This window comes from Streptomyces sp. NPDC087844, from assembly GCF_044742785.1.
Lineage (GTDB): Bacteria > Actinomycetota > Actinomycetes > Streptomycetales > Streptomycetaceae > Streptomyces.
Genome location: NZ_JBIUVD010000001.1, coordinates 424,265 through 440,266 on the forward strand (window position 1 = coordinate 424,265; position 16,002 = coordinate 440,266).

Annotated in this window: 13 protein-coding genes; 8 read left to right on the forward strand and 5 right to left on the reverse strand. The window is 70.6% G+C overall.

The window, feature by feature from the left end:
• The first annotated feature begins 68 nt into the window (after positions 1–68).
• From ACIOKD_RS01690 to ACIOKD_RS01705, 4 genes are all read left to right on the forward strand, one after another.
• A complete protein-coding gene (locus tag ACIOKD_RS01690; RefSeq protein WP_402076686.1) occupies positions 69–737 on the forward strand; it encodes a DUF4097 family beta strand repeat-containing protein in 669 nt (222 codons plus the stop codon).
• Positions 738–853: 116 nt separating this feature from the next.
• Complete coding sequence (locus ACIOKD_RS01695) at positions 854–1,861, forward strand: ATP-binding cassette domain-containing protein (protein ID WP_402076687.1); 1,008 nt, start codon at positions 854–856, stop codon at positions 1,859–1,861.
• Positions 1,858–2,649 carry an ABC transporter permease gene (locus ACIOKD_RS01700; protein ID WP_402076688.1) on the forward strand — a complete coding sequence of 264 codons (792 nt, stop codon included), beginning with the start codon at positions 1,858–1,860 and terminating at the stop codon, positions 2,647–2,649. The genes ACIOKD_RS01695 and ACIOKD_RS01700 overlap by 4 nt, the downstream gene beginning before the upstream one ends.
• Before the next feature lie 174 nt (positions 2,650–2,823).
• On the forward strand, positions 2,824–3,222 hold the full coding sequence (locus ACIOKD_RS01705; RefSeq protein WP_402076689.1) for a VOC family protein: 399 nt from the start codon (positions 2,824–2,826) through the stop codon (positions 3,220–3,222).
• Between the two features lie 184 nt (positions 3,223–3,406).
• Here ACIOKD_RS01705 and ACIOKD_RS01710 read toward each other — a convergent pair whose 3' ends face one another.
• The 5 genes from ACIOKD_RS01710 to ACIOKD_RS01730 all read right to left on the reverse strand — a co-directional run bounded on the left by ACIOKD_RS01710 (position 3,407) and on the right by ACIOKD_RS01730 (position 8,013).
• Entirely contained in the window at positions 3,407–4,114 is a 708-nt protein-coding gene (locus ACIOKD_RS01710; protein ID WP_402076690.1) for a type 1 glutamine amidotransferase domain-containing protein, read from the reverse strand.
• A gap of 143 nt (positions 4,115–4,257) precedes the next feature.
• Positions 4,258–4,845: a TetR/AcrR family transcriptional regulator gene (locus ACIOKD_RS01715; RefSeq protein WP_402076691.1), complete on the reverse strand. Its 588-nt coding sequence runs from the start codon at positions 4,843–4,845 to the stop codon at positions 4,258–4,260.
• Between the two features lie 38 nt (positions 4,846–4,883).
• Positions 4,884–5,720, reverse strand: coding sequence for an alpha/beta fold hydrolase (locus tag ACIOKD_RS01720; protein ID WP_402076692.1), 837 nt, complete (start codon positions 5,718–5,720; stop codon positions 4,884–4,886).
• A 63-nt stretch (positions 5,721–5,783) separates the two neighbouring features.
• Positions 5,784–6,602, reverse strand: a complete 819-nt coding sequence (locus tag ACIOKD_RS01725; protein ID WP_402076693.1) for a helix-turn-helix domain-containing protein — start codon at positions 6,600–6,602, stop codon at positions 5,784–5,786.
• 247 nt (positions 6,603–6,849) lie between these two features.
• Complete coding sequence (locus tag ACIOKD_RS01730; protein WP_402076694.1) at positions 6,850–8,013, reverse strand: YihY/virulence factor BrkB family protein; 1,164 nt, start codon at positions 8,011–8,013, stop codon at positions 6,850–6,852.
• A 783-nt stretch (positions 8,014–8,796) separates the two neighbouring features.
• Between ACIOKD_RS01730 and ACIOKD_RS01735 the strand changes: the two genes are divergently transcribed.
• The 4 genes from ACIOKD_RS01735 to sbnB all read left to right on the forward strand — a co-directional run bounded on the left by ACIOKD_RS01735 (position 8,797) and on the right by sbnB (position 15,980).
• Positions 8,797–11,292 (forward strand): Pls/PosA family non-ribosomal peptide synthetase, encoded by a 2,496-nt coding sequence (locus ACIOKD_RS01735; protein ID WP_402076698.1) that lies wholly within the window; start codon positions 8,797–8,799, stop codon positions 11,290–11,292.
• Between the two features lie 49 nt (positions 11,293–11,341).
• On the forward strand, positions 11,342–13,729 hold the full coding sequence (locus ACIOKD_RS01740; protein WP_402076701.1) for an amino acid adenylation domain-containing protein: 2,388 nt from the start codon (positions 11,342–11,344) through the stop codon (positions 13,727–13,729).
• Between the two features lie 104 nt (positions 13,730–13,833).
• Positions 13,834–14,844 (forward strand): TauD/TfdA family dioxygenase, encoded by a 1,011-nt coding sequence (locus tag ACIOKD_RS01745; RefSeq protein ID WP_402076703.1) that lies wholly within the window; start codon positions 13,834–13,836, stop codon positions 14,842–14,844.
• A complete protein-coding gene (gene sbnB, locus ACIOKD_RS01750) occupies positions 14,841–15,980 on the forward strand; it encodes a 2,3-diaminopropionate biosynthesis protein SbnB (RefSeq protein ID WP_402076705.1) in 1,140 nt (379 codons plus the stop codon). Before ACIOKD_RS01745 ends, sbnB begins: the two co-directional genes overlap by 4 nt.
• Positions 15,981–16,002 lie beyond the last annotated feature (22 nt).

Sequence of the window (16,002 nt, forward strand, 5' to 3'; positions counted from 1 at the left end):
GCAACGTAGCTTTTCCAATGTCGGAAACGCCGAACGGGCGAACGGACAACCAAACCGAGGAGAGCACGATGCAGAAGTTCGACACCGCCACCCAGGTCTCCGCCGTCCTCGACATCCCCGCGGGACGCATCCGGTTCATCGCCGCCGACCGGGCCGACACCACGGTCGAGGTCCTGCCCGCGAACGCCTCGAACGGCCGCGACGTGAAGGCGGCCGAGCAGATCAAGGTCGCATACGGCGACGGCATCCTGCGGATCGAGGCCGCACCGGCGAAGAACCGGATCCTGGGCAACTCCGGGTCCGTCGAGGTCACCGTCCAGCTCCCGGCCGGCTCCCACGTCGAGGCGAAGACGGCCGCAGCCGAGTTCCGGGGCGTCGGACGGCTGGGTGACGTCGCCTTCGAGGGGGCGCAGGGTTCGGTCAAGCTCGACGAGACCGCGGAGGCCCGCCTCACCCTGCTCGCCGGTGACATCTCGGTCGGCCGCCTCGGCGGTCCGGCGGAGATCAGCGTCCAGAAGGGCGACATCCGCATCACCGAGGCCGTGCGCGGCACGGTCGTGCTGCGCACCGAGGCCGGCGAGGTGTCGGTCGGCGCCGCCCGCGGCGTCTCCGCCTCCCTGGACGCCGGTACCGCCTTCGGCCGGATCAACAACGCGCTCAAGAACTCCGACGGCGCCGCCGGTCTGAACATCCACGCGACCACGTCCTACGGCGACATCACCGCCCGCAGTCTCTGACCCGCGAGCCCTCCCAGGCCCTCACAACCCGCACTTTCAGCCTCTGCCCCGCAGTCCTCGACCCGCAGTCCCTGATCCGCAGTCCCTGATCCGCAGTTCTCGAAGGAGCATCCCTCATGACCGACCCGGCCATCGCGGCGAACGGGCTGCGCAAGTCCTACGGCGACAAGGTCGTGCTCGACGGCATCGACCTGGTCGTCCCGGAAGGAACGATCTTCTCCCTGCTCGGCCCGAACGGGGCGGGCAAGACCACCGTCGTCAACATCCTCTCCACCCTCGTCTCCCCCGACCCCGCCTCCGGCGCGCTGCGGGTCGGCGGCCACGACCTCGGCGCCGAACCGCAGGCCGTGCGGGCGGTGATCGGTGTCACCGGGCAGTTCTCCGCGGTCGACGGGCTGATCACCGGTGAGGAGAACATGCTGCTCATGGCGGACCTGCACCACCTGCCGAAGAAGGAGGGGCGGCGCATCGCCGCCGAACTCCTTGAACGCTTCGACCTGGTGGAGGCAGCCAAGAAACCTGCCTCCGCCTACTCCGGCGGCATGAAGCGCCGCCTGGACATCGCCATGACCCTGGTCGGCAGCCCGCGGATCATCTTCCTCGACGAACCCACCACCGGCCTCGACCCCCGCTCCCGCCACACCATGTGGCAGATCATCCGCGAACTCGTCACCACCGGCGTCACCGTCTTCCTCACCACCCAGTACCTCGAAGAGGCCGACCAACTCGCCGACCGCATCGCCGTACTCGACAACGGGCGCATCGCGGCGGAGGGAAGCGCCGAGGAACTGAAACGGCTCGTCCCCGGCGGGCACGTACGGCTGCGCTTCGCCGACCCGGACTCCTACCGGTCCGCCGCCTCCGCCCTGGCGGGAGTGACCCGCGACGACGAGGCTCTGGCCCTGCAGATCCCCAGCGGCGGCAGCCAGCGCGAACTGCGCGCCATCCTCGACCGGCTCGACACCGCCGGCGTCGAAGCCGACGAACTCACCGTGCACACCCCCGACCTCGACGACGTCTTCTTCGCCCTCACCGGCAACACCAGCACGAGCACCAGCAGCAGCACCGGCGACACCGCCGACGTCCCCGGCCAGAGCAACCAGCCCAAGGAGAACGTCCGATGAGCACCCTCTCCCTCGCCGTCCGCGACTCGGCCAGCATGCTGCGCCGCAACCTCCTGCACGCCCGGCGCTACCCGTCCCTCACCCTGAACCTGCTGCTCACCCCGGTCATGCTCCTCATGCTCTTCGTCTACATCTTCGGCGACGTGATGAGCGCCGGGATCGGGGACGGCGGCGCGGACCGCTCCGAGTACATCGCCTACATCGTCCCCGGCATCCTGATGATGACCGTCGGCAGCACCGTGATCGGAGCCGCGGTGTCCGTCGCCACCGACATGAACGAGGGCATCATCGCCCGCTTCCGCACCATGGCGATCCACCGCGGGTCGGTGTTCATCGGGCACGTCGTCGGCAGCGTCCTGCAAGTGCTCGCCAGCCTGGTCCTCGTGGGGGCCGTCGGTGTGGCCATCGGCTTCCGGTCCACCGATGCCACGGTCCTCGAATGGCTGGCGGCGTTCGGGCTGCTCGCCCTGTTCGCCCTGGCCCTGACCTGGATCGCGGTCGGGATGGGCATGGCCAGCCCGAACGCCGAGGCGGCCGGCAACATGGCCATGCCGCTGATCCTCCTGCCCCTCATCTCCAGCGCCTTCATCCCGGCCGACACCATGCCGGGCTGGTTCCAGCCGATCGCCGAGTACCAGCCCTTCACTCCGGCCATCGAGACCCTGCGCGGGCTGCTGCTCGGCACCGAGATCGGCCACAACGGCTGGCTGGCCGTGGCCTGGTGCGTGGGCCTGGCCGCGCTCGGCTACTCCTGGTCGGCCTCGCAGTTCAACCGCGACTCGAAGTAACCGCCATGGCAGCGCGGGCCGGCTCCCGCACCTCGTCCCGCCCCAGGGCGGCGTACCCCGACAACGCGTCGGAGTACGCCGCCCTGTCCGTGTCACCCGCCGTGCGCCGGCCGCCGTGACATGAACGTCCGATTCCTTCAAGACCCGCACCACCACGGTCCCTACGGTGGTCCCATGACTCCACGATTCGATCTCATCGGCCTCGTCGTCTCCGACATGGCCGCGTCGCTCGCCTTCTACCGCCGTCTCGGTCTCGAATTCCCCGAGGGGGCGGAGAGCGCGCCGCACGTCGAGGCTCAACTGCCCGGCGGTCTGCGCTTCGCGCTCGACACGGAGGACACGGTCCGTTCGTTCCACCCCGACTGGCGACCGCCGACGGGCGGCGGCCGGATCGCACCGGCCTTCCTGTGCGACAGCCCCGCGGACGTCGACGCGACGTACGAAGCGCTGCTGACCGCGGGCCACAAGGCCGAGCTGAAGCCGTTCGACGCCCCCTGGGGCATGCGGTACGCGGTCGTCCACGACCCGGACGGCAACGGAGTGGACCTCTTCGCCCACCTCGACACCCCGTAGCCGGCCCTTCTTCCGCGGACGTCGGCAGCCGAATCCTCAGTGGCTGTCGAGGTGCGCGATCAGGAGGTTCGCGTCCCCGCCCGTGGTGAGCGCGCCGCCGGGCAGGGCCGCCGGGCCAGGGCCGTGCAGGCCTCCAGCCCGGCGGGGTCGTCGAGCCGCTCACGCGGCTTCACGACGTAGACGCTCACACGCCGGCCTTGTCGGTCCCGGCGGTCTTGGTGACGAGGTCGATGAGTGCGTCGGCGGTCGGGCCGGAGGAGGCGGGGTTCTGACCCGTGATCAACAGGCCGTCCCGCAGGACGTACGGCGCCCAGTCGGCACCCTTGGAGTAGTCGCCGCCGAGCCGGACGAGTTCGTCCTCGACCAGGAAGGGGACCACCTCGGTGAGCTGGACTCCCTCTTCCTCGCTGTTGGTGAACCCGGTGACCTTCTTGCCCCGCACCAGCGGCGTACCGTCCGCGTTCACCGCGTGCCGCAGCACACCGGGAGCGTGGCAGACCAGGGCGAGCGGCTTGCCGGCGCGCAGGGTGGTCTCGATCAGGCGGATGGAGGTGGCGTCCTCGGCCAGGTCCCACAGAGGGCCGTGGCCGCCGGGGTAGAAGACGGTGTCGAAGTCGTCGGCGGAGACGGAGTCGAGGCGGACGGTGTGGGCGAGGGCGTCCATGGCCTCGGAGTCGGCTTCGAAGCGGCGGGTTTCGTCGGTCTGGTTGGCCGGCTCGTTGCTCTTGGGGTCCAGCGGCGGGCGGCCGCCCTGAGGAGAGGCGAGTACGAGTTCGATACCGGCGTCCTTGAAGCGGTAGTAGGGGGCGGCCAGCTCCTCCAGCCAGAAGCCCGTCTTCCTGCCGGTGGTGCCCAGCTCGTCGTGCGAGGTGAGGACGGTGAGAACCTTCATGGTGATTGCTCCTTCTAGTGAGTAGACCGGTCGGCTCTTTCAGAATAGACCGGTCGTCTTTGATTGTCGGTCAGGCCATCGGTCACACCGCGCGGCCACGGGCGAGCATGGTGGACGGCGGCGGACCGGGGATGGGGCGGGTGTTACAGGTGCAGGAGCCGGCGGGTGACCGTCATCGCGGCGTCCAGGGCGCCGATGTCCCGGTGGATCTTGGCCATGACGCTCGCACCGAGCCACATGTCGTACAGGACCTGCGCGGTGGTGCGGGCGTCGCCGTCGACCGAGAGCGAGCCGTCCTCCAGACCTGCGGCGATCGCCCGCTCCAGGCGGTCGACGATGCCGGTGGTGCCCTCCTTCAGCGCGAGCCGCATCGACTCCGACAGGTCGGAGACCTCCGCGCCGAGCTTGACGGCCAGACACTTGCCCTGACACTCGTCGAGGCTCTGCGTCTCGCGCCAGCCCTGCCAGTAGTTCAGCAGCCGCTGCGCCGAGGTCGTGTCCGGCTCGGCGAAGACGCGGTCCATGTCGGCGAGGTAGTCGGTGAAGTACGACCGCATCATCGCCTCACCGAAGGCGTCCTTGGAGCTGAAGTAGTGGTAGAAGGACCCCTTGGGGACTCCGGCCTCGGAGAGGACCTCGTTGATCCCCACCGCGGCGAATCCCTTGCGGGACATGATCCGCTGCGCCGTGTCGAGAATGCTGCGGCGAGTGTCGCCCTGAATGACTGGCATGCGTACCATCCTATCTCCAACTAGACCGGTCGCCTCGGTCAGCGGTTGAGGAAGTCCAGCAGGATCTCGTTGACCTCGGCGGTGTGGGTGGTGAGGAGCCCGTGGGGGGCGCCGTCGATCTCGGTGTACTGCGCGGTGGGCAGGGCCTTGGCGAAGCGCCGTCCGGTGGCGTCGATGGGCAGGGTGCGGTCGGCGGTTCCGTGGACGATCAGCGTCGGGACGTCGATCCTGGGGATGTCGGCGCGGAAGTCGGTGGGCCAGGTAAGGGGCGCGGCTGCCGAGGCGATCGCGCCGGCGCCGGCCGCCACGTTCCAGGCGTTGCGCACCGCTTCCTCGCTCACCCGGGTGCCGAGGTTCTCGTCGAGGTTGAAGAAGTCGTTGTAGAAGCCGGTGAAGAAGGCGTAGCGGTCCTTCTTGACCGCGTCGGAGACGCCCTGGAAGAAGGAGGCGGGCGCGGCACCGTCGGGGTTGTCGTCGGTGATCTCCAGGAACGGCTCCAGGGAGGCCAGGAAGACGGCCTTGGCGACCCGGGCGGAGCCGTGGGCGGAGAGGTAGCGGGCCACCTCGCCGGTGCCCATGGAGAACCCGACCAGCACCGCCTCGCGCAGGTCCAGCGTCTCCAGTACGGCGTTCAGGTCGGCGGCGAAGGTGTCGTAGTCGTAACCCGTCGAGGGCTGGCTGGACCTGCCGAATCCCCGCCGGTCGTAGGTGATGACCCGGTAGCCGGCGTCCAGCAGTGCCGACGTCTGGCCGTCCCACGAGTTCCCGTCCAGCGGATAGCCGTGGATCAGCACTACGGGCTGCCCCGCCCCCTTGTCCTCGTAGTGCAGCTCGATGTCCGTGCTGTTCTCCGTGCCGACCTTGATACGGCCCATGATGCCTGCTCCTTCGGTGAGTAGCGGAGGGTGCCGACGTGTGCCGCGCTCCGATGTCCAGAACTATACGACCGGTCTACTCGGTCTGTCAACGACGCACGCGGAGGATTGCCGTCGGACACCGCGCCGACTGCGAGCCACTTCTCCCGGCAGCAACTCCCCCAGCGGCGCCCCCGCCAACTCCCGCACCTCCCGCGCGAGATGCGCCTGATCCGCGTACCCCGCGACGGCGGCCGCGTCCGCCGCCGCCACCCCACTCCGCACCAGCGACAACGCCCGCTGCATGCGCAGCACACGGGCCAGGGTCTTCGGCCCGTACCCGAAGGCGGCCAGCGCGCGCCGGTGCAGCCGCCGCTCGCTCCAGCCCACTTCCTCAGCCGTGGAGGCGACGGTGGATCCCGCGGAAAGGGCCGCCACGACAGCCCGGAGGCGTGGGTCGGGCGGCTCGGCGTCGGCCGCCCGCCGCACGGCGACCGCCTCCAGCGCGGCGGCGGGATCGGCCGCCGCGTCGACCCGCTCGGTCAGCCGCCGCACCTCTTCCCCGTCCCACAGCTCAGCGAGGTCGACCCGCCGGTCGCGCAGTTCGTGGGCGGGTACGCCCAGGTAGGAGGGCGCGGTCCCGGGGAAGAAGCGCACACCCGCGTAGCGCCTCGCATTTCCGGGGTCGCCGCTCCCGCTCAGGTACGCGCGGGTGTCGGGGCCCGCGACGAACAGCCGGCCCTCGGTCCACAGCAGGTCCATGCAGCCGTCGGGCAGCACCGGGGCGGCGTCACCCGGCACGGCGGTACGGGTCCACACGACCGCACCCGCGAGCCGCGACGCCCGTTCCCCGTACGGCGCCGGCGACGACTGCGAGTGCTGCTCGGCGTACGGCTCGGCCACAGTCAGAAGGCTACGCCGACCGACGGCCGGGCCGCCCGCGTCCGGTGCTCCTACGTCGTACGGCAGGGGCAGGGGCAGGGCAGGTCCTGGGCCGTGCGCCGCGCGATTTCGCCGACTTCACCCACTTCACCCACTTCACCCACTTCGCGCGGGAGCACGTGGCGGACGGGGTGTGGGAGGTCTGACGCCCACGCCCCCGAGGTCGCCCCGACGGCCCCGCCGCGACCAACGCGGCGGGGGCGCCCCGTCACCGCGGTCCGGGCGTCTCGTCGCTGCTCTTGGGGGTGGACTTGGCGTGGGTCCGCAAGCGGGAGGTCACGTCCTCCGGGGGCAGGAAGCGGGACCAGCGCTCCGGGAACTCGGAGGGCATGTCGGGGTCGTCGGGGTCGTCGTAGCCGTCCTCGGCCTGCGCGGCGCGGGCCGCTGCCGCGCGGGCCACGAGGTCGGCGGCCTGCTCGGCGCGCAGCCGCTCGTTGACGGCGCGGGCGGCGGCGGTGGCCGCGGCGGGCCAGACGCGGTCGATGGCCGCGTTGACGGCGGCGCCCACGAGCACGGCGAAGGCGGCGACACCGATCCACAGGAGGACGGCGACGGGCGCGGCCAGGGAGCCGTAGATCGTCGGGCCCTCGACGGTGTTCGTGAGGTAGATGCGCAGCAGGAGGCTGCCCAGCACCCACATGGTGAGCGCCACGAGCGCGCCGGGCACGTCCTCGATCCACGGTGAGCGCACCGGTACTGACACGTGGTACAGCGTGGTCAGGAAGACGATGGACAGGACGATGACGACGGGCCAGTAGAGCACCTGTACGACGGTCGTCGACCACGGCACGACGTTCACCACGGCGTCGGGGCCCGCGACCATCAGCGGCAGGGCCACCGAGCCGATCAGCAGGGCCACGAGGAAGAGCAGGAAGGCCATCAGGCGGGTCCTGACGATGCCGCGCACTCCGTCGAGGCCGTACATCACGGTGATGGTGTCGATGAAGACGTTCACCGCGCGCGAGCCGGACCACAGGGCGAACAGGAAGCCCAGGGAGATGACGTCGGGCCGGCCGCCCTCCATCACGTCGTGCAGGAGCGGTTCGGCGATCTGGGCGACGCCCTTGTCGGTCAGGACCGTGCGGGAGGCCTCCAGGAGGCTGGTCTCCACGCTGGCGATGGTGTCGGCGCCGGTCCAGTCGTCGACGTAGCCCAGCAGGCCGAGCATGCTCAGCAGCAGGGGCGGCACGGACAGCAGCGTGAAGAACGCCGCCTCCGCCGCGAGTCCGAGGATCCGGTACTCGACGCACGAGTTCACGGTGTCCTTGAGCAGCAGCCAGGCGGTCCTGCGCTTCGAGACGTTCCGATAGAGGGCACGCGCCCGGTGGAGACGGCCGGACGTCCTCTGAGGGGGTTCACTTGCTGGCTGCACGCCCTAAAGGTATCCGCCGTGCGGGGTCGCGCTCATCCCCCGGTCCCGCGACCGGAGCGGGTGGGGCGGGAGCGGCGCACGGGACCCGGTGGCGGGACGGTACTGATCCGGTTCCGTCATACGACGGAAAAGCGGCAGCAATTCCGCGGTAATCGTAAAGAGAAATCGAACTCTTTTCCTGTCATGACCGCGCGGCCGAATTGCATGCCCTGCAGAAGTGGAACGCGCAACCACACATGCACTCTCCACGGGTGAGTTCCCCGGCGGCACGGACGGAAGAGATCATTCAGGGTCGTTCCGGTTGAAGCATCGAACAGCGAAAAAGCGCCATAGGACGAAACGCCCTTGACCCGTTCATGAGCCCGCCGAAACAATTCGGATTGCATTGCACTGGGCACGTGGGGACGGCTCGGTGGCACCGCGACACGGGGGGACTCAGAAGGCCCGGAGGAGGGCCCTACACAGCCGCGTTACCCGTGATCCGCGTGGGAACCCACGCGGATCACGCCGTGCTGCAGCGCGCCTTTTCCACGCGGCCACTTCACTCACTTCCCGAACATCCTCTTCTCGCCTGCCCTGCCACCACACAGCTTGCGCGAGAAACAAGTCTACCTTCCGGCACACCCGAGTCACACAGGAATCACTGTGGTTCACCAGAACATCTTTCGTCACCAATTCGGGTGTGCGATGAAACTGCGGGCGTGATTCCGACGTATTCCCATCCGAGGTGCCAAACCTTCCGAACAGTCCATAAGTACGAGCAATCGCCAGCAAGGAGATCAAGTGGTGGGAAATCCCACTGAGGTGACGACTGTCGCTCCGGCGCTGTCCGTGACCGCCCGCGACCCGGTGAACGGGATCGAACCTGTCCTCGCGGAGGTGCTCGCCGGTGTCGTACGCACCGAGCAGGTCCCCGTCGACAGTCACTTCTTCGACGACCTCGGTGCCAACTCCCTGGTGATGGCACACTTCTGCGCCCGGGTCAGGAAGCACCCCGACCTGCCGGCCGTGTCGATGCGCGACGTCTACGGCCACCCGACGATCCGCACTCTGGCGGCGGCGCTCGCCGAGGTCCCGGCCGAGGCGCCCGCGCCGCCGCAGGAACCGGCCGCGCCGCCCGCGGTGGGCAGCAGCGCACGGTACGTCCTGTGCGGGGCGCTGCAGTTCCTCGTCTTCGCGGTGTACTGCCTGCTCTCCGGGCTCGTCACCGCCCAGGGGTACGCCTGGGTGTCGGCCGGTGACGGCGTCCTGGACGTCTACCTGCGTTCGGCCCTCTTCGGGGGCGGTGTCTTCGTCGGCCTGTGCACGCTGCCGGTGGTGGCCAAATGGGTGCTGGTCGGCCGCTGGAAGGAGACCGAGTTCCCCGTCTGGAGCCTGGCCTATCTGCGCTTCTGGACCGTCAAGGTGCTGGTGCACGCGAACCCGATGGTCCTGTTCGCCGGCAACCCGCTCTACGTGCTCTATCTGCGGGCCCTCGGCGCGCGGATCGGCGGGAACGTCACGATCCTCTCCCACGCGGTCCCGGTCTGCACCGACCTGTTCACGGTCGGCGCGAACACCGTGATCCGCAAGGACTCGCACTTCCTCTGCTATCAGGCGCACGCCGGGCGCATCCGCACCGGCCGGGTCACGCTGGGCAAGGACGTGTTCGTCGGCGAGAACACCGTCCTCGACATCGGTGCCTCCCTCGGCGACGGATCGCAGCTCGGTCACGCGTCGGCGCTGTACGGCGGCGCCGCGGTGCCGACCGGGCAGCACTGGCACGGCTCGCCGGCCGAGCGCACGGACGTGGACTACGTACGGGTCGCCCCCGCGGAGTGCGGCACCGCGCGCCGGGTGGGCTACGGCCTGGCCACCGTCCTGCAGACGCTCCTGGTCACCATGCCGCTCCTCGTCGGGGGCACGTACATGCTGCTGACGGTGGCACCCTCGCTGGACGTGCTGCTGAACACGCAGGCGCGGCACATCACGTCCGGACGGTTCTACGCCGAGGCGTTCGCCCTTTCGGTCGCTCTCTTCGTGGGCTTCGTCGTGGTCGGCCTCGCCGTCGTGACCGTGGTCCCGCGGCTGCTGAACCGGTTCCTGGAGCCGGACCGGGTCTACCCGCTCTACGGCTTCCACTACTCGGTGCAGCGTTCCGTCGCGCGGCTGACCAACGTCAAGTTCTTCAAGTGGCTGTGCGGGGACAGCTCGTACATCGTCCACTACCTGCGGGCCATCGGGTACGACCTCTCGCACGTCGAGCAGACCGGCTCCAACTTCGGCACGGCGGTGGCGCACGAGACACCGTTCCTGGCCACCGTCGGGCGCGGCACGATGGTCGCCGACGGGCTGTCGATCATGAACGCCGAGTTCTCGGGCACGTCGTTCCGGGTCTCGCGCGCGACGATCGGACCGAACAGCTTCCTGGGCAACCACATCGCCTACCCGGTGGGCGGTCGCACGGGCGAGAACGTCCTGCTCGCGACGAAGGTCATGGTCCCGCTCGACGGGGAGGTCCGCGAAGGGGTCGGCCTGCTGGGTTCGCCGCCCTTCGAGATCCCGCGGACCGTGGAGCGCGACACCCGCTTCGACCACCTGCGCGAGGGCGACGAGCTGCACCGCCGCCTCGCCGCGAAGAACCGCCACAACCTGCGCACGATGGGCCTGTTCCTGTTCATCCGGTGGTTCGACATGTTCGTGCTCACGGTCCTCGGCTTCGCCGCCCTCGACCTGTACGGGGAGTACGGCGCCGTCGGCGGGCTGCTGATCGGGGCGTCCCTGATCGTCGGCCTCGTGTTCACCACCGGCTACTACGTGCTGGTGGAGCGGGTCATCCTGCGGTTCCGTCCGCTGGAGCCGCGGCTGCACTCCATCTACGACCCGCTCTTCTGGCGGCAGGAGCGGCTGTGGAAGCTCCCCGACAAGCACCTCGCCGTGTTCAACGGCACCCCGTTCAAGAACGTGGTCTGGCGGCTCCTCGGGGTCCGCATCGGCCGCCGGGTCTTCGACGACGGGGCCTACATCACCGAGCGCACGCTCACGGCCATCGGGGACGACTGCACCCTCGGCGCGCACAGCAAGGTGCAGTCGCACTCGCAGGAGGACGGCACCTTCAAGTCCGACCACATCGAGATCGGCGACGGCGTCACGCTCGGCGTCGGCGCGCTCGTCCACTACGGCGCGTCCGTGGGGGACGCCGCAGTGATCGCCGCCGACTCCTTCCTGATGAAGGGCGAGGAGGTACCGCCGGGGGCGCGCTGGGGCGGGAACCCGGCGGCCGAACAGCGGCGCGCCTGACAGCACCGCAAGCACCACAGCACATACGGAACACAGGGGGGAACAAAGAATGGACACGATCCCGAGGTGGACGCTCGACCCGGGCCCGGGCACGGCGGAGTACGAAGTCCCGCTGCCCGAAGGACTGACGACGGAGCCGTCCGCGCTCCTGGCCGCACACGCCAAGGTCCTCGCGGCCCTCTCCGGTGAGCGCGAGGCCGTCACCGGCTACGTCACCGCGAAGGGCGCGGCACCGCTGCTCCGCCGGCTGGCCGTCGGCCCCGGCACCTGGCGCGACCTGCTGGCACAGGCGGACCTGGCGGTCCGCGAGGCCGCCCACGAACCGGCAGGGGAGCCGCCCGTGCGGGAGGCGGGCGGCGCCCCGGTCCCCTTCGCGGCCGTGCTCGACCCGCACGGTGACGACGGCACCGGGCGGACCGCGCACACCGCTCACACCGCGAACGCCGCGCTGCACGTGAGCGTGGCGGACCGCGTCCTGCGGCTGCGCTACCGCACCGACGTCCTGGACGCCGACGCCGCCGCGCGTGTCGCCGGCTACCACCTGACCGCGCTCAACCTGCTGACCGCCGACCCGGACGCCGCGCACGACCGGCACGGTCTCCTGGGTGAGGACGAACTCCGGTTCCAGCTCGACGGGCTGGCCGGGCCGCACCGCGAACTGCCGGACCGCCGCGTCCACGAGCTCTTCGAGGAGCGGGTGGCCGCCCATCCGTACGCCGTCGCCGCCGTCCAGGGGGACGAGGAGTGGACGTACCGCGAGCTGAACGCGCGGGCCAACCGGATCGGCCGGGCGCTGCTCGCCCGCGGACTGCGGCCCGAGGGGGTCGTCGCGGTCGTCATGGAACGCGATCTGGACTGGATGGCCGGTGTCCTCGCGGTCCTCAAGGCGGGCGGCGTCTATCTGCCCGTCGAGCCGCACTTCCCGGCCGGGCGTATCGAGAAGACGCTCAGGCGCGCCGGGTGCGAACTCGTCCTGACCGAGCACCGCAGCACCGCCACGCTGGACGGGGCCGACACCGGCGCCCGCGTCCTGCACGTCGAGGCGGCCTACGCGGAGGACCACTCCGACGGCGACCTCGGCGTCGCGGTCGCCGCGGACCAGCTCGCCTACATCTACTTCACCTCCGGCTCCACCGGCGAGCCCAAGGGCGCGATGTGCGAGCACGCGGGCTTCGTCAACCACGTCCTCGCCAAGATCGACGACCTGCGGGTCGGCGAGGGGCAGGTCGTCGCGCAGACGGCGCCCCAGTGCTTCGACATCTCGCTGTGGCAGCTGGTCTCCGCGCTGCTGGTCGGCGGGCGGACGCTGCTGGTCGCCCAGGAGGTGATCCTGGACGTCCCGCGCTTCGTGGACACCATCACGGACGGCGGGGTCAACGTGCTCCAGGTCGTCCCGTCGTACCTCGAAGCCGTCCTCGCCGAACTGGAGCAGCACCCGCGCGAACTGGCCGACCTGCACTGTGTGTCGGTCACCGGGGAGGCCGTCAAGAAGGAACTCGTCCAGCGCTGGTTCGCGGCCGAGCCGGGCATCCGGCTGGCCAACGCGTACGGGCTGACCGAGACCTGCGACGACACCAACCACGAGGTCATGGACCGGGTGCCGGACGAGGACCGGGTCCCGCTCGGCCGGCCGGTCGCCAACGTGCGCGTGTACGTCGTCGACGAACACCTGGCCCCCGTACCGCTCGGCGCGCCCGGCGAGATCGTCTTCTCCGGGGTGTGCGTCGGCCGCGGATACGTCAACGACCCCGAGCGCACGAAGGCCGCGTTCGGGGACGACCCGTACCGGCCGGGTGAGCGGCTCTACCGCAGCGGGGACCACGGCCGGTGGCTGCCCGGCGGGAAGCTGGAGTTCCTGGGCCGCCGGGACAGCCAGGTGAAGATCCGCGGCTTCCGCATCGAGATCGGTGAGATCGAGAACGCGCTGCTGCGGGTGGCCGGCGTCCGGGACGGCGCCGTGGTGGTCGCGGGCGGCACACGTCTGGTGGCGTTCTGCGCCGGGTCGGAGCCGCTCGACCCGCAGACGGTGCTGGAGCGGCTCGCCGTGTCGCTTCCCGCGTACATGGTGCCGTCGGCCGTCCACCGGCGCGACAGCCTGCCGCTGACCGCCAACGGCAAGATCGACCGCAGGACGCTGACCGCGCTCGCCGAGGAGCTCGACCTCGCGGGGAGCGGCGCGGGCGGCGGCGACGGCGAGCACGCGCCGGGCACACCGGGCGAGCTGCGCCTGGCGGCGGCCTGGGCCCAGGTGCTGGGCATCCCGCAGGACCGGATCGGCCGCCTGGACCACTTCTTCGACCGCGGCGGCACCTCATTGGCGGCGGTGAAGCTGGCGGTCGCCCTGGACCGGGCGATCACCCTCAAGGACGTCGCCCGCCACCCCGTCCTCGCCGATCTGGCGGGACTGCTCGACGCCCCGGCCCGGGAGGCCTCGTGAACCGCGCCGAGCACCGGGGCCGGAAACCGGCACAGGAGCCGGCCCACGACCACACGCGCATCCGCGCACAGTCCGAACCGCGCGAGACCGGAAGGAACCACACGATGTCCTCGACGTCCTCGACTCCGACGCTGCTTCCCGAAGTCGTCCTGAGTCCCGGCAGTCCCCCGATCCTGCGCGCCGACGTGGCCGGGGACACGGCGGGCTGGGCGGCCGTCCACCGTGACGCGCTGCGCGCCGTGGTCGCCGAGCACGGCAGCGTCCTGGTCCGCGGTCTGGGTCTGAGCGACCCGGACACGACCGGGGACGTGTTCCGCCGCCTGGCCACCGGCCTGATGCCCGACCGGGAGTCCTTCGCGCCCCGGCGGACGTACACGGACGGCGTGTACTCCTCCACCAAGTGGCCGCCCAACCAGCAGATGTGCATGCACCACGAGCTGAGTTACGCGGTCGAGTTCCCCGCTCTCATGCTGTTCGCGTGCCTCGACGCGCCGGCCGGGGGCGGCGCCACCGCCGTCGCCGACGCGCCCACCGTGCTCGACGCGCTGCCGGGCGACCTCACCGAACGGTTCGCCCGGGAGGGCTGGCTGCTCACACGGACGTACAACGACGAGATCGGGGCGTCGGTCGGCGAGGCCTTCGGCACCGAGGACCGCGCCGCCGTCGAGCGGTACTGCCGGGCCCACGCGATCGAGTTCGCCTGGCACGGCGACGGCTCCCTGCACACCCGCCAGCGCCGCGCCGCGGTGGTCCGGCACCCCGTCACGGGACAGCTCTGCTGGTTCAACCAGATCGCCTTCCTCAACGAGTGGACGATGGACCCCGAGGTGCGGGAGTACCTGATGGACGTCTACGGCCCCGACGGGCTGCCCTTCAACACCCGCCACGGCAACGGCGATCCGATCGGCGAGGACGTCGTCCGCCGGATCAACGAGGTGTACGAGGCCCACACCGTCCGCGAGCCGTGGCGCTCCGGTGACCTGATGATCGTCGACAACATCCGCACCGCGCACAGCAGGGAGCCCTTCGAGGGTCCGCGCGAGGTGCTCGCCGCACTGGCCGACCCGGTCCGGCTGACCGACCGCACACCCACGACCGAAGTGAGGACCGCATGACCGGCACGACCGGCACGACCGGCACGGAACAGGCGGCGCAGGCCGCCGAAGCACCCGCGGTGTCCGAGGCACCCGAGGTGTCCGATGCGTCCGAGGCACGGGCACCTGGAACGCTCACCGCTCCCCCGTTCTCCGTCGTCTCCGGCGCCCAGGTCCAGCAGGCCCTGGAGGGGCGGGAGTCCGAGATCGCGGACCTCGTCGAGCGGGTGTACCGGCTGCACGGGGCCGGCGACTCGGTGAACCCGCCGTCGTACTTCCTGCGCTTCCCCGACCGCCCGTCGTCGCGGATCATCGCGCTGCCGGCGTCGATCGGCGGAGACATCGGGGTGGACGGCATCAAGTGGGTCTCCAGCTTCCCCGGGAACACGGCGTCCGGACTGCCCCGTGCCTCGGCCGTGCTGATCCTCAACGACCACGACACGGGCTACCCGTTCGCCTGCCTGGAGAGCTCGATCATCAGCGCCACCCGGACGGCGTCCTCCGCGGCGCTCGCGGCCGACCGGCTCAGCCGGGGCCGCACCCGGCCGGTCCGGGTCGGCTTCGTCGGCAGCGGGCTGATCGCCCGCCACATCCACACCCATCTCACGGCCACCGGCTGGTCGTTCGAGGAGACCGGGGTGTTCGACCTGTCCGCGGACAGCGCGGCCGGTTTCCGCGGCTATCTGGAACGGTCGGGCGCCAAGGGCCGGATCACCGTGCACGACAGTGCCGAGTCGCTGGTCCGCTCCAGCGATCTGCTGGTCCTCGCCACCGTCGCGGGCGCTCCGCACATCCACGACCTCGGGTGGTTCGACCACGCTCCGCTGGTGCTGCATGTGTCGCTGCGCGACCTGGCGCCCGAGATCCTGCTCGCCTCGGCCAACTTCGTGGATGACATCGAGCACTGCCTGAAGGCGGAGACGTCTCCGCATCTGGCCGAACGCCTGAGCGGCGGCCGGGACTTCATCGACGGCACGTTGGACGACGTGCTGTCCGGGCGGGTGACCGTGCCGGCCGACCGGACGGTGATCTTCTCGCCCTTCGGCCTCGGGGTCCTCGACCTCGCGGTCGGCAAGTTCGTCCACGACGAGGTGGCCCGGCGGGGCGAGCCGCACGTCGTGGACGGCTTCTTCCACGAGCTGCGCCGGCACGGCTGACCGGCGGGCGCCGTGCCGCACG

Coding starts and splice junctions, on each gene's coding strand:
- ACIOKD_RS01740 (WP_402076701.1), top strand. CDS start 11,342: ATGGACACGATCCCGAGGTGGACGCTCGACCCGGGCCCGGGCACGGCG.
- ACIOKD_RS01715 (WP_402076691.1), bottom strand. CDS start 4,845: ATGCCAGTCATTCAGGGCGACACTCGCCGCAGCATTCTCGACACGGCG.
- ACIOKD_RS01710 (WP_402076690.1), bottom strand. CDS start 4,114: ATGAAGGTTCTCACCGTCCTCACCTCGCACGACGAGCTGGGCACCACC.
- ACIOKD_RS01705 (WP_402076689.1), top strand. CDS start 2,824: ATGACTCCACGATTCGATCTCATCGGCCTCGTCGTCTCCGACATGGCC.
- ACIOKD_RS01700 (WP_402076688.1), top strand. CDS start 1,858: ATGAGCACCCTCTCCCTCGCCGTCCGCGACTCGGCCAGCATGCTGCGC.
- ACIOKD_RS01745 (WP_402076703.1), top strand. CDS start 13,834: ATGTCCTCGACGTCCTCGACTCCGACGCTGCTTCCCGAAGTCGTCCTG.
- ACIOKD_RS01720 (WP_402076692.1), bottom strand. CDS start 5,720: ATGGGCCGTATCAAGGTCGGCACGGAGAACAGCACGGACATCGAGCTG.
- ACIOKD_RS01690 (WP_402076686.1), top strand. CDS start 69: ATGCAGAAGTTCGACACCGCCACCCAGGTCTCCGCCGTCCTCGACATC.
- ACIOKD_RS01695 (WP_402076687.1), top strand. CDS start 854: ATGACCGACCCGGCCATCGCGGCGAACGGGCTGCGCAAGTCCTACGGC.
- sbnB (WP_402076705.1), top strand. CDS start 14,841: ATGACCGGCACGACCGGCACGACCGGCACGGAACAGGCGGCGCAGGCC.